The organism is Nakamurella sp., from assembly GCF_044224575.1.
Taxonomy (GTDB): domain Bacteria; phylum Actinomycetota; class Actinomycetes; order Mycobacteriales; family Nakamurellaceae; genus Nakamurella.
Window position 1 is genome coordinate 179,222 of sequence record NZ_JBGAKE010000012.1, and the last position, 12,485, is coordinate 191,706.

General features: G+C 71.3%; 14 protein-coding genes. 8 read left to right on the plus strand and 6 right to left on the minus strand.

Going from position 1 to position 12,485, the window contains the following annotated elements; all coding sequences use genetic code 11:
• Window positions 1-37: 37 nt before the first annotated feature.
• From ACILSK_RS15460 to ACILSK_RS15470, 3 genes are all read right to left on the minus strand, one after another.
• Complete coding sequence (locus ACILSK_RS15460) at window positions 38-640, minus strand: DUF47 domain-containing protein (RefSeq protein WP_395728079.1); 603 nt, start codon at window positions 638-640, stop codon at window positions 38-40.
• Between the two features lie 2 nt (window positions 641-642).
• Complete coding sequence (locus ACILSK_RS15465) at window positions 643-1,653, minus strand: anion permease (RefSeq protein WP_395728060.1); 1,011 nt, start codon at window positions 1,651-1,653, stop codon at window positions 643-645.
• A 125-nt stretch (window positions 1,654-1,778) separates the two neighbouring features.
• Window positions 1,779-2,471 (minus strand): TetR/AcrR family transcriptional regulator, encoded by a 693-nt coding sequence (locus ACILSK_RS15470; RefSeq protein ID WP_395728061.1) that lies wholly within the window; start codon window positions 2,469-2,471, stop codon window positions 1,779-1,781.
• 50 nt (window positions 2,472-2,521) lie between these two features.
• Here ACILSK_RS15470 and ACILSK_RS15475 point away from each other — a divergent pair, with 50 nt between their 5' ends.
• Window positions 2,522-3,868: an FAD-dependent oxidoreductase gene (locus ACILSK_RS15475; protein ID WP_395728062.1), complete on the plus strand. Its 1,347-nt coding sequence runs from the start codon at window positions 2,522-2,524 to the stop codon at window positions 3,866-3,868.
• Window positions 3,869-3,993: 125 nt separating this feature from the next.
• Here the strand turns inward: ACILSK_RS15475 and ACILSK_RS15480 are convergent, their stop codons facing one another.
• The gene (locus ACILSK_RS15480; protein ID WP_395728063.1) at window positions 3,994-4,650 is read right to left on the minus strand and encodes a class I SAM-dependent methyltransferase; all 657 of its coding nucleotides are present in this window, start codon (window positions 4,648-4,650) and stop codon (window positions 3,994-3,996) included.
• 230 nt (window positions 4,651-4,880) lie between these two features.
• Entirely contained in the window at window positions 4,881-5,990 is a 1,110-nt protein-coding gene (locus tag ACILSK_RS15485) for a lactonase family protein (protein WP_395728064.1), read from the minus strand.
• Window positions 5,991-6,265: 275 nt separating this feature from the next.
• On the opposite strand from ACILSK_RS15485, the gene ACILSK_RS15490 reads away from it, so the two are divergent.
• Window positions 6,266-6,916 carry an RNA polymerase sigma factor gene (locus ACILSK_RS15490; protein ID WP_395728065.1) on the plus strand — a complete coding sequence of 217 codons (651 nt, stop codon included), beginning with the start codon at window positions 6,266-6,268 and terminating at the stop codon, window positions 6,914-6,916.
• Between the two features lie 129 nt (window positions 6,917-7,045).
• Window positions 7,046-7,309: an anti-sigma factor family protein gene (locus ACILSK_RS15495; protein WP_395728066.1), complete on the plus strand. Its 264-nt coding sequence runs from the start codon at window positions 7,046-7,048 to the stop codon at window positions 7,307-7,309.
• A 180-nt stretch (window positions 7,310-7,489) separates the two neighbouring features.
• Here the strand turns inward: ACILSK_RS15495 and ACILSK_RS15500 are convergent, their stop codons facing one another.
• Window positions 7,490-7,903, minus strand: a complete 414-nt coding sequence (locus ACILSK_RS15500; RefSeq protein WP_395728067.1) for an arsenate reductase ArsC — start codon at window positions 7,901-7,903, stop codon at window positions 7,490-7,492.
• A 70-nt stretch (window positions 7,904-7,973) separates the two neighbouring features.
• Between ACILSK_RS15500 and ACILSK_RS15505 the strand changes: the two genes are divergently transcribed.
• From ACILSK_RS15505 to ACILSK_RS15525, 5 genes are all read left to right on the plus strand, one after another.
• Window positions 7,974-8,693 carry a helix-turn-helix domain-containing protein gene (locus tag ACILSK_RS15505; protein WP_395728068.1) on the plus strand — a complete coding sequence of 240 codons (720 nt, stop codon included), beginning with the start codon at window positions 7,974-7,976 and terminating at the stop codon, window positions 8,691-8,693.
• Window positions 8,694-8,785: 92 nt separating this feature from the next.
• Window positions 8,786-9,349: a dihydrofolate reductase family protein gene (locus tag ACILSK_RS15510; RefSeq protein ID WP_395728069.1), complete on the plus strand. Its 564-nt coding sequence runs from the start codon at window positions 8,786-8,788 to the stop codon at window positions 9,347-9,349.
• Window positions 9,350-9,483: 134 nt separating this feature from the next.
• On the plus strand, window positions 9,484-10,230 hold the full coding sequence (locus ACILSK_RS15515) for a DUF429 domain-containing protein (protein ID WP_395728080.1): 747 nt from the start codon (window positions 9,484-9,486) through the stop codon (window positions 10,228-10,230).
• Between the two features lie 225 nt (window positions 10,231-10,455).
• On the plus strand, window positions 10,456-11,601 hold the full coding sequence (locus tag ACILSK_RS15520; protein ID WP_395728070.1) for a hypothetical protein: 1,146 nt from the start codon (window positions 10,456-10,458) through the stop codon (window positions 11,599-11,601).
• 65 nt (window positions 11,602-11,666) lie between these two features.
• Entirely contained in the window at window positions 11,667-12,431 is a 765-nt protein-coding gene (locus ACILSK_RS15525) for a hypothetical protein (protein WP_395728071.1), read from the plus strand.
• Window positions 12,432-12,485: the final 54 nt, after the last annotated feature.

Sequence of the window (12,485 nt, forward strand, 5' to 3'; positions counted from 1 at the left end):
CGGTCAGCAGGCGTTCCGCCGCGCTCCCGGCCGGGTGCTAACCCTCCTTGACGACGGCGTACCAGATCCGCTCGGCCACCGCGGCGAGCCGTTCGCCGGCGTCCAGCAACCGGCGGTACAGCTCGCGCCGCGCCATGACCTGCCGCAGGTCCTCGTTCGACAGCAGGTCGTGCATGGCCCGTCGGTAGACCTTCTCCATGCGTCGTTCGGCCGCCAGCGCCGCGTCTGCCTCGCCGGTGGCGACGTCGACCTTGCCGGTGAGCCGGTCGAAAGCGGCTCGGACATGGGTCATGCCCTCGTGCAACTCGTGCGCCATTTCTGCCGCCCGCTCATCCGGAGCGATGGCCAGCACCTCCGCCTCCCGGACGATGTTCTTCGCGGCGTTGAGCACACCGTCCAGCAGCTCGGACAGGCTGTAGAGGTCCTCCTGGTCGATCGGCGTGCTGAAGGCCTTGCGCAGCTGGACCTGCAGGGCCCGGCGAACCCCGTCCGCCTCGTGTTCGGTCGCGCGGACCACCGGCCCCTGGTCCGTGGCGCCACCGGCCCACCCGGCGAACGCGGCCAACCCGCGCACCGTCACGTCGGCCTGGGCTCGCAGCGTGCCCAGCACGTCCGGAGTCTCCGGCAGAAACCAGTGCATCCTCACCGCAACGCTCCCTCCAGCCACGCGATGACCGCCCCCAGCACCGCGCAGGCGGGCAGCGTGACGACCCAGGCCAGCAGGATCTCCCGAACCACCCGCCAGCGGACGTGCCGCCGTCGGCGCGCGGTGCCCACCCCGACCACCGATGACGCCACCACGTGCGTCGTGCTCACCGGCGCGCCCAGAGCCGCGGCGCCGCCGATAACCACGGTGCTCGCCCCCTGGCTGGCCAGTCCGTCCAGCGGGCGGATCCGGTAGATCCCCCGGCCGACGGTCCGCACGATGCGCCAGCCGCCGAGGGCCGTGCCGACCGTCATCGCGACCGCGCAGGCGATCTTCACCCAGATCGGCACCACGAACGCCGGCAGCGCGCCGGCCGCCACGAGGGCCAGCGTGATCAGGCCCATGGTCTTCTGGGCGTCATTGGTCCCGTGCGCGAAGGCCAGTGCCGCCGACGTCGCCCACTGCCCGGCCTTCAACGGCCCAGCAACCCGCCGATCCGCCCGGCGCAGGGCCCGCCGGGCCGAAGCGTCCGCCGCCCACCCGGCGAAGCCGCCGATCAGCGGCGATGCGGCCAGGGCCACCAGAACCCCGAGCACACCGACGGGCCGCCAACCGTCAAGACCGCCCCAGTTCACCGCGCCCGCGCCCGCGGTCGCCAGGCCCGCTCCGACCAGTCCGCCGACCAGCGCGTGCGAGGAGGACGAGGGCAGCCCGAGCCACCAGGTCAGCAGGTTCCAGCCGACCGCGGCGAGCAACGCGGCGGCCAGGATCTGCAGCACCTCACCGGAGTCGATCTCCACCAAACCGCCGACGGTGTCGGCGACCGCAGTGCCGGCCACGATCGGCCCCAATACCGTGAAGACGGTGGTCACCGCCAGGGCCTGCCCGGGTGTCATGGCGCGAGTCGCGACCGGGGCCGCCAGCGAGTTCGATGAGTCGTGAAAGCCGTTGGTGAGGTCGAAGGCCAAGGCCAGGGCGACCACGACGGCCACCCACCAGACTTCCATTGGGGACCCTCCTGCCCAGGTTCCGCGGCGGTGGCTCAACCTCGCAAGGGCGGGCGAACTCGCCCGCAAGCCATCGTTGCGCCGACCGTCGAGGGTCGAGAAGAGTCGAAGTACCTGTCGGCCGATCAGCCGTCGCCCAGCAACTCCCGACCGACCGCGGCGGTCAGCCACTGCCGGTAGCGTTCCGGCGGCCAGCCCCGTTGGATGACCAGCCGCTGGTACGGCTCATGGCCCATGGCCAGCCAGCACAGGTCGGCGGCCTCGGCCCGGTCCAGGCCCGCCCGCAGCCCCCCGATCGAGTCCAGATGGTCGACGAACGCCCGCGCCCCCGCCAACCGGTGCCCGTCGGAGGTGCCGAGCATGGCCGCCGCGTCCGGGTCGACCTGCGCCGCCGCGACCAGGACTGCGGCCATCGATGCCGCCCGGGTTGCCGTCTCGGTGATCATCTCGGCCCAGAGCCGGACGGCCTGCGCCGGATCGGTTGTCGCGATGATCCGCTGCACGGGCTCCCGATCGGCCATCGCGATCGGCTCGTCGTCTCCCACCAGGGACCAGTCGAAGGCGTCCTTGAGCAAGGTGAACTTGCTGCCACCGACGCTGAAGACGGTCTTGCGGCTCACGCCGGCGGCCGCGGCGATCGCGTCGATGGTGGTGGCCGCGTAGCCGTCTCGCCGGAAGAGTTCGGCTGCTGCGTCAACGATGCACCGCCGGGTGGCCCGGGCCCGGTCGTCGCGGACCGCCGAGGTGTAGGTCCGCCTGGCGGGCGCGTTCATCGCCGACACCCGCAATCGCTTGACCACATCGCCGTCCGCTCCCATGATTGACATATTCGCCACACCGACGGTAACACGAATAACGAAGGGGAACGATGAAGGTCGCCATCATCGGAGCCGGCCCGACCGGTCTGCTGCTGGGCATCGGACTCGCCCGCCGTGGACATCAGGTCGTCGCCGTCGATCGGGACGCGGGCCCGGCGGCGGACGGGACCTGGGCCCGCCGCGGTGTCATGCAATTCCACCATGCCCACGGGTTCCGTCCGCAGATCGCCCGCGTCCTGCAGCGCGAAGCGCCTGCGGCGTGGGCGAGCTGGCTCGTGCATGGCGGCGAGCCGATCGAGATGACCCTCCCGGACGGCACCCTGTCCCCGGCCGGGGTCCGGTCGCGGCGCTCGACCTTCGAGATAGCCTTGCGTGCAGCAGCTCTCCAGCAGCCCGGCCTGCGGATCCGGCAGGGTCATGTCGAACAGGTCGACATCGATCGGGGCCGGGCGAGCGGGATCCGGGTTGACGGAGCCGAACTCCAGGCCGATCTGGTGCTCGACGCCTCGGGACGAGCCAGCCGAGCGACCCGAAACCTGCGCACCGGAGCGCATATCGGTGGGCCGTGCGGCATCGCCTACGTCGACCGGCAATACCGGTTGCGCGACGGTGTCCCGACCCCGCCGATGGACAACCCGCTCGCCTGGCAGGGCGAGTACGACGGCTATCAGGTCATCGTCTTCCTGCATGAACGGGGAACCTTCTCCACGTTGATCGTCCGCAACACCAGCGACCGTTCCCTGGTTCCGCTGCGCCACAACGCCGCGTTCGACGCGGCCGCCCGGGCAATCCCCGGGTTGGCGGCCTGGACCGACCCGGCGGTGTCCCGTCCGCTGACCGAAGTCCTGCCGGGCGGTCCGCTGCTCAACCTCTACCGCGGACAGCGCAGCTCCGACGGCGACCTGGCCCTGCCCGGACTGATCTTCGTCGGGGACGCGGTCTGCACCACCACGCCCAACTTCGGTCGCGGAATCACCACCTGCTACCTGCAGGTGGGCCGGCTGCTGGAGTTGATCGATGGGCACGCCCGCGCCGGCGACATCGTCGACCGCGAATTGGTCGCGATCGAGTTCGACGCCTGGTGCGAGCACAACATGCGCCCCTGGGTCGAGGACCATCGGCGGATGGACGACGCGTTGACCAGGCGGTGGGACGGCCAGGACATCGACCTGACCGATCGCCTTCCGTCGGACCTGATCATGTCGGCCGCATCGCAGGACGCGTCGATCCGCCCGGCGATCGTCCCGTACGTCACCATGCAGGGCCTGCCGTCGTGTCTGGACGAGGTCGAACCCCGGGCCAAGGCCGTGTTTCGGACCGGCTGGCGGCCACCGCTGAGCGAAGGCCCGGGTCGGGCGGAGCTGGCCGACATCGTCACCCGCGCGGCAGCCGCCTGAGAATCAGCAGACCGTGCCCTCGTCCGGGGTCGTCCTGCTCTAGTCGTCGCCGGCGCCCACGCGGTGGCGCCCATCCGTTGGCAGCGGCCGGGTCTCGGACGGTAGGGCGCCGGTGCCGGCCGAGTTCAGCGCACCCGTCGGGCCCGGAGCACGACGTCGTCGACGTGATGCGCGCCGGCGCCGCTCTCCGGGACCGCGCGGGCCCGGGTCTCGTCCACCTCGACCATCCAGCGGTCGTCCAGCAAGGCCGCGATCATGGACGGCCAGACGTAGTCCGCGGGGTCGAAGCCGCGGTCGTCGGCAGGCGCGGTGTCCATGCCCGCGTGGTGCACCAACAGCAACCGACCACCCGGCGCGACCGCCCCGAGCAGCGCGCGCTCGGCCGCGGCATCCGGGGTGCGCAGCAGCGCCGGATACTGCGCCGAGACGAGGTCGAAAGATGCCGGCGCGAGACCGGCCTCGGCCAGGCCCGCATGCACGAAGCGAACGACCACCTGTGCGTCGCGGGCATGCCCGGCGGCCCGTTGCAGCGCCACCTCCGACGGGTCGAGCGCGGTGACGTCCCAGCCCCGGCCGGCCAGCCAGATGGCGTCCGCGCCTTCGCCACAGCCGACGTCCAGGACGCGCCCGGGCGCGAGCCCAGCGACCTCCGCCACCAACGCACCGTTGGGACGGCCGCTCCACAGCCGCTCCTGCTCGGTGTAACGCCGATCCCACTCCGCCCGAACCGCCGGATCACCGAGATAGCCGTCGGGTGGTCCAGCTGCGCTGTCGTCGCTCACCAGCCCACTGTTCCCCACCGCGACCGATTCGAGCGAACCGGGTTGCCGGATCGGCAACACCCGGGCCGATCAGCCCGGCCCTTGGACGGACGATTCAACCGCCCGGTCGTGCGCTGCTACCGCCGGCCCGGAGCGAGAGGCGAGCGATCCGAATGAGAGAGCCCGCGCGGTAGCTTATTTCAACGGCGACCGGGCCGGGGGCGAATCCCCGGCCCGGCCCGCCTTTCGGGTCAGCCGGTCGCGGCGAGCCCGGTGATCGTGGTGGGCAGTCCGCGGGCGGCAGCCACTGTCCCGGTGAGGGTTCCGTCCGGGTGGACGGTCGAGGCGTCGATCGCGCCGCCCTGGTCGCTGAGGTTGTAGAGCCGGGTGTCCCGGGCGCCCAGGGCCATGTCGGTCGGATGCGGATCGGTGGCGGCGGCTCGGGAGTTCAGCAGGGTCAGTTCGCCGCGCCTGTTCACCCGGAAACTGGAGATGCTGTTCGCCGCGGCGTTGGCGGTGAAGGCGATCCCGGTGCGGGTCACGGCGACCCAGCAGGGTGCGCCCTGGCCACCGGTGGATTCCAGGTCGACCGTGGCGGCTTGGCCGTGGCGGTCGATGGTGAAGGTTTCGGCGGCGGCGGAGGCGGCGACCGAGACCACCGCGACGCCGTTGTCGGTGAAGGCGAACCCGAACGGGGTGGTCCCGGACGACGGCGACGTCCGGGGCGGGCCGATCCGGCCGTGCGACACGGGTAGCACGTCGACGGTGTTGCTGGCCTTCTCGGTGACCAGCAGGTGCCGGCCGTCCGGGGTGAGCGACACCTGCGCCGGCGCGGCGGCGCCCGCGCCGAGCGGCGCGCCGGCGTTGCCGGTGCCGGCGACGCCGCGCCCGTCGTAGCGGAAGCTGCCGACGGACAGGCTTGCGGCATTGAGCACGTAGCCGAACCCGTCGGCGACGGTCACGCTGACCGGACGGTCGCCGCCGGAGGCGACCTGACCCTGATTGGTCAACGATCCGTCCGGTGCGACCCGGAACACCGACACGGTGTCGGAGCCGGCGTTCACCACGAACAGCTGGCTCCGATTGGGGGACAGCACGACCGCGCCCTGCGAACCCAGTCCGTCGCCGCTGCCCAGGCCGCCGGTCGGGTAGCTGCCCACGGGGGTGAGCGTGCCGGCGGTGCCTTCGCGGAAGGCCAACACCTGGTTTCCGGTGAGGTTGTTGGTTTGGGTGTAGACGGTGACCGGACGGTCACCGTGACCCGATGTCGCGGATGCAGTCGACGCGCCGAACAACGCCGAGCCGACAAGGGCGACGGCGGCCAACGAGGCGACCGACCCGAGTCGCGTGCGGAGATTCATGGACATTCCCGTCCGGCGGTATGTGGGCCGCCTGATCGCTTGCGGGGGAGGGGATTCGACCGGGGTCGGGTGATGTGAGGTCACGCCGTTCCCGGGCACGTTCTGGGGTTCTTCGGTGCCGGCGGGTGTCTGTCCTTCGATTCCGGCCATCCGTGACACACGAAATTCACCGTCGTCCGGGCACCGGCCGGCCGGCCGGACGTAGGTGGGTGATTCGCCTGGTTTTGCGGGAGCGCCGGGTCCGGGTCACGATGAGACCGCGGAAGGGAGTACCCATGGCCATGCCGGGCGCCGAGCCGGCCGACCGTGCCGACGACCGGATGCTGGTGGAGCGGCTGCGGGCCGGCGACGAACGGGCGTTCGCCGACCTGGTGCAGGCGTGGTCGCCAGGCATGCTGCGGCTGGCCCGGACGTTCGTGTCCAGCCCGCAGGCGGCGGAGGACGTGGTGCAGGAGGCCTGGCTGGGAGTCCTGCAGGGCCTTCATCGGTTCCAGGGCCGTTCCTCGCTGCGCACATGGGCACTGACCATCGTGGTCAACCGGGCGAAGACCCGCGGCGTTCGCGACAGCCGAACGACGCCCGGGTACGAGCCGACCGACGCCATCGGTGCGACGGTCGACGCCGGCCGGTTCCAGGGCCGCGACGGCCGGTACCCCGGCGGGTGGACCTCCGCCGGTGTCCCGCACCCGTGGCAGCAACCCGACGGCAACGTGATCGCGGGGGAGACTCAGCAGCTGCTGGGGCGGGCCTTGGACCGATTGCCGCCCCGGCAGCGGGCCGTCGTCATCCTGCGGGACGTGCAGGGCTGCGACTCGACCGAGGTGTGCGCCATCATGGGCGTGACACCGGCCAACCAGCGGGCGCTGTTGCACCGCGGACGGGCCGGGCTGCGGGCCGTGCTGGAGGACTATTACCGCTCCCCGTGACCGGCCTGTTCGATCGCCGGGTGCGGCGACTGTCACGTCGCGACGCAGTACGAAGACTTAGGGTCGACTGGGGACCGCCGGTGCGGTCGTCGGTTCCGAAGTCGGAACGCCAGGAAGGAGGATCCGGCGATGACAACTCCCGCCCTGACCTGCCAGGAACTCGTCGAGCTCGTCACCGACTACCTCGACGGCGCGCTGAACCCTCGGATCGCCGAGGCGTTCGAGACCCACCTGCAGGTGTGCCCCGGTTGCGAACGGTATGTCGAGCAGTTTCGCGGCACGATCGCCGCCGTGGGGCGCCTTCGCTCGGAGGATCTTTCGGCCGGCACCCAGGCCGCGGTGATGGACGCCTTCCGCGGGTTCCGGCACCCCGGCCCGTCAGCGGCCGGCTGACGCGACGGCCGGGTCCCGCGGACCCGTCACGTGCAGCCGCCCCGGTGGGCCGCACGGCGGCGTCAGATCGGCGCCGACGAGCACCCGCGGACGACCACCCGGGAGGACGGGTCGACGCCCGGACCATCGACCCCGAAGGCCGGGGAGCAGCACGGGCGGCCAGTGGGATTCTGGATGCGATCAGTGCCCGGCAGCCGGGAGGAGCTCACCGATGAGGGTCTCGACCCGGCGGCGGATGCTGTCCCGAATGGGTCGGACGCTGTCGATGCCCTGCCCCGCGGGGTCATCGAGCTGCCAGTCCTCGTAGCGCTTGCCGGGGAAGATCGGGCAGGCGTCGCCGCAGCCCATGGTGATGACGACATCGGATGCCTGGACCGCGTCGGTGGTCAGGATCTTGGGGTGCTGATCGGCGATCTCGATGCCGACCTCGGCCATGGCCTGCACGGCGACCGGATTGACCTGGTCGGCAGGCATCGATCCGGCGGACCGCACCTCGACCTTCCCGCCGGAGAGTGCGGTCAGGAAGCCGGCGGCCATCTGAGAGCGGCCGGCGTTGTGCACGCAGACGAACAACACGCTGGGCCTGCCGGACATGGGTGCCTCCAACGGATCGACATCGGCAACGAGCCTTGACCCCTGGAGTATCTCATTGATACTTGAGTCAATGGAACTGGAGGTAATCGGAGTGGGTGAGCCGTTGATGCGGCGGGCTCGGGTCCACGCTGCGCTGGGCGAACCGGCTCGGCTGGCGATCGTGGACCGGCTCGTCCCGGGGGACGCGTCGCCGGGCGAGCTGGGCCAGGAAATGGGAATCGCGACCAATCTGCTGGCCCACCACCTGCGGGTGCTGGAGGATGCCGGACTGATCAACCGGGTCCGGTCGGAAGGCGACCGCCGGCGTAGCTATGTGCGGTTGCGTCGGGAGGACCCGCTGGTGCGCGCCGCAGTCGGGCCGGCCGCGACCGACCTGGTCGGCGGGCGCCGGGTGGTGTTCGTCTGCACCCACAACTCGGCCCGCTCCCAGTTGGCGGCAGCATCGTGGACTCGGCTGACCCGGCTGCCGGTGGCCTGTGCCGGCACCCACCCGGCGGATCGGGTGCATCCCGGCGCGGTCGCCGCCGGCCGTCGGCGCGGGCTGCGGCTGGGTCACGCCCGTACCGCCCATGTCGATCAGATCCTGCGGCCGGCGGACCTTGTCGTCACGGTGTGCGACAACGCCCACGAGGAACTGGAACCCGGCCGACCGCGGCTGCACTGGTCGATCCCGGACCCGGTCCGGGTCGGTTCCGACGAGGCATTCGACGCCGCCTGCGACGAGATAATCCGCCGGATCACCACTCTGGCCGGCGGCCCGCGGCTTGCCGGCGTGGACGGAGTCCGATGACCGGCCGGTCGACCGCCCTCGGTGTGGCCTGACCGATGACTCGTCCGCCTCGTGTTCGTCTGTACCAGGACCTACCCACGGGAGCGTGACACATGCGGACACTGACCTTTGGCATGAACCTGAGTGTGGACGGCTACGTCGCCGCCCCCGGCGACGACCTCGGCTGGGGCGTGCCCAGTGACGAGGTGTTCCAGTGGTGGTCCGACCGGGTGGCGGCGACGAGCCTGGCGCTGTACGGGCGCCGGCTGTGGGAGGGGATGAGCTCGCACTGGCCGACCGCCGACCGGCAGCCGGGTGTCACCCCGGCGCAGATCGAGTTCGCCGGTCGCTGGCGGGACATGCCGAAGGTCGTGTTCTCCTCGACGATCGGTGCGGTCGACTGGAACGCCCGCCTCGTCGCCGGCGACGCCGTCACCGAGATCACCCGGCTCAAGGCGCAGGACGGTGCTCCGATGGACATCGGCGGCGCCACCCTCGCCGCGGCGGCCATGCGGGCCGGGCTGATCGACGAGTACGTGCTGGTCACCCACCCGGTCCTGGTCGGCCGCGGCATGCCGTTCTTCACCGCCCTGGACAACTGGGTGAACCTGAACCTGGTGGAGACTCGGACGTTTCCCGGCGGCGTGCATCTGACCAGGTACCAAACCAGGCGCTGATCGCCAGGCGCCGGACCGGCGCGCACTCCGGCCGAAGGCCCCGTCGCCGTCTCGGTGGCCCCGCCGGTCGGGGCGGGGGTCCGGCGGCGCCCGGCCCGGCCAATCCAGGGAGGTCCGAGATCATCACCGGTGGAATCGATCTCGCGGCGGCTCCGGCGGCCACTGCAACGGCCACGGTGCAGTGGTCTGGCGGCGAGGCGTGGCTGGTGAGCCTGCGGCTGGGCGCGGACGACGTCGCGCTGCTCGACCTTGTGCGCGGCGCGACGCGGACGGGTATTGACTGCCCGCTCGGTTGGCCGGCCGCCTTCGTCGACTTCCTCGACCGGCAGCGGCGCGGAGCGGTCCGGCTGGACGAGGTCGACTCGGTGCCGGCCCGTCGCGCCATCGTCTACCGGCGGACCGACCTGGTCTGCCTGGCGGGCGGGGACCGGCCGCTCAGTGTGGCCGCGGACCGGATCGCCCATCCGGCGCTGCGCGCCGCGGGCCTGCTCGCCGTGCTGGCCGGGCAGGGCGTCGACGTCAACCGAGCCGGCCATGGCGCGGTCGTCGAAACCTATCCGGCGGCCGCCCTGCGTCGCTGGGGATTGCCGTCGCGGACGTACAAGCGCGCGGCCAACGGACCCGCCCGTCGTCTCCTGGTCGACGGGTTGCTGACGGCCGTGCCCTGGCTGGAAGTCGGTCGGGCCGACCGGGAACTGCTCGAGCGGTCGGACGACGCTCTCGACGCGGTGATCTGCGCGCTGGTCGCCCGGGCCTCCCTGCTCGGGGCCGTCCGGGAGCCGGCACCGGCGGACGCCGACCTTGCCGCGGTGGAGGGCTGGATCGCCGTCCCGACCGGTCGCCTGGGCGACCTGGCATCGCCGCGTCCAGCGGCGTCGTGAGGCGCCGTCCGAGACAGACTGCTTTTCAACGCTTGTGGACGATGGCGGCCGGCCGGACGTCGGTGGCGTCCACCGATCGGTGGACCCGCGGATCACCCGCAGCACCGTCCGGCCGGCGGACCGTGCGAGGCCCTGCCGAGGCGGAGAGTCATGGGTGTCCGGCGAGCACCACCCAGGCGGCCGCCGGGACCCCTTCGGACAGATCGCACAGTGATCGAGGTTGACATGAAAGAGCTTTCCCCCGGTTGCCCCGGTTCCCGCGGTCGGCTGGCCCGCGCCGTCACCAGCGGTGCCGTGCTGGCGGGTTTCGCCGCTGCGGCCCTGCTCGCCTCGCCGGCGGCGAACGCCGCGACCGGGGACGTCGAGGGCTCGCACGACTACATCGAGGTGTCGAACTACACCTCGCATCCGTACTCGTTCTACGAAGCGACGAACAGCCCCTACAGCGCGGACTTCAACGTCGATGCCGAGCAGATCCGGGTGCCCCAGGCCATCCAGGCCGGGCAGACCACGACGTGGGATGCGGCAGAGGTCGCGAATCCGTACGACGTGTTCTTCTTCGTGCAGGGGGCGAGCCTGGACGCGGCCAACGCCGACAGCACGGCGTTCGGCGTAGGGGACAGGTACATCTCGTCCGGAACGCACGGCGTGTACACCGAGACCTACAGCTCGATCCCGGCGAACTTCCGGCAGACCCACCGCGGGGACACGTGGACCCAGGGCGACGACAAGGTGCGACTCGTGCAGGATCCGGACGGCGACCCGGAGCACGTCGACCTGGTGGAGGCCGCGCCGACCACAGTGACGATCGACAACGACACCGACCCCACGGCGGCCGCGGCCGCGGTGAGCTACCAGTTCCCGCGCGCCGTCGATGGTTCGGTCAACTGGATGCCGAACATGGTTACTGCGCCGATGTTCTCGGTGAGCAACCCGGTGCGCGCGACCAGCATGGTCTACAACTACTCGTCCGAGCCGGCCACCCTGGGCCAGGGCCATGAGACCACCAAGGGTGAGAAGACCAGCCTGGGCGCCGAGGTCACCGGTTCCGTCGGGGTCAAGGCCTTCGGCGTCGCGGCGAAGGTGGCCGCGTCCTTCACCAGCGAAGCGGACTGGGACAGCTCCGACTCGATGGCGGTCAACGTCGACGCCGAGATCGAGCCGGGGCACACGGGCTGGCTGGACAAGGTGGAGACCGTGGCCACGCTGGCCGGCGATCTGCAGTTCACCACCCCTGAGGGGGTCACGTTCAAGATCCACGACGTGTCGATCTCCAAAGGCGACCTGGTCGATCCGAGCGGCTCGCTCAAGCACCCGCCGGTGTCGTACATGCCCGACGAGCAGGCCATCACCGCCCCGGCCGGACAGTAGGCGAATCCGCCCCGGTCTCGTGGTCCACCGATCGGTGGACCACGCACGGTTTCGAGGAGAGAGTCATGAACGTCCGGAGGATCACCACCCTGGGCATCACCGCGGTGGCGGCCGGGCTGATCGGTCTGGTCGGCACCGGCGTCGCCGAGGCCGCCGCCACGGCGGACACCGCGCCCGGTCAGATCGTCGTCATCGACGCCGGCGCCGACAAGGACGCTGCCATCACGGCGCTGAAGCTGTACCAGAACGCCACCGACCGGAGCTTCGTGCCGTCCGCCGATCCGACCTACGGGCAGACCGGTTGGGACCTGGTCACCGATCAGCACGGTCAGCCGGCGCCCAGCGTCACCGGCAACGCCAAGACCGGGCAGAAGATCACGGAGAGCCTGGAGATCAGCCACGAGCAGGGCTCGAGCTGGTCGCTGGGCGGGTCGATCTCCACGTCGGTCGGGTTCGACCTGACCGGCATCGTCGACGCCGAGCTGAGCATGAAGGTCACCGCCAACCACATCTGGCAGTCCAGCGTGACCGACAGCCAGAGCATCTCGGTGACCGCCGACCCGGGCAAGACGGTCTGGATCGAGGCCGCCACCGATACCGCCACCTACACCGGTGATTTCCTGTTCACCAGCGGCGGGACGCACTACGACGTCAAGAACGTCACCATCACCCAGCCCGCCACCCAGAACACCCAGGACGTCTCACCGGTGGACTACCGGGTCATGGAGACCAGCTCCACCCAGGCCGGCCTGCCCAAGGACACCGCCGGTGGGCTCACCGCGATCAACTCGCTGCCCAACCTGAAGAACTTCATCGCCGCCGGGCACTGACCGGCCCGCAGGAGCAACCGAACTTCCGCGGTCCGGCCGCTGGGCTGAGGGTCG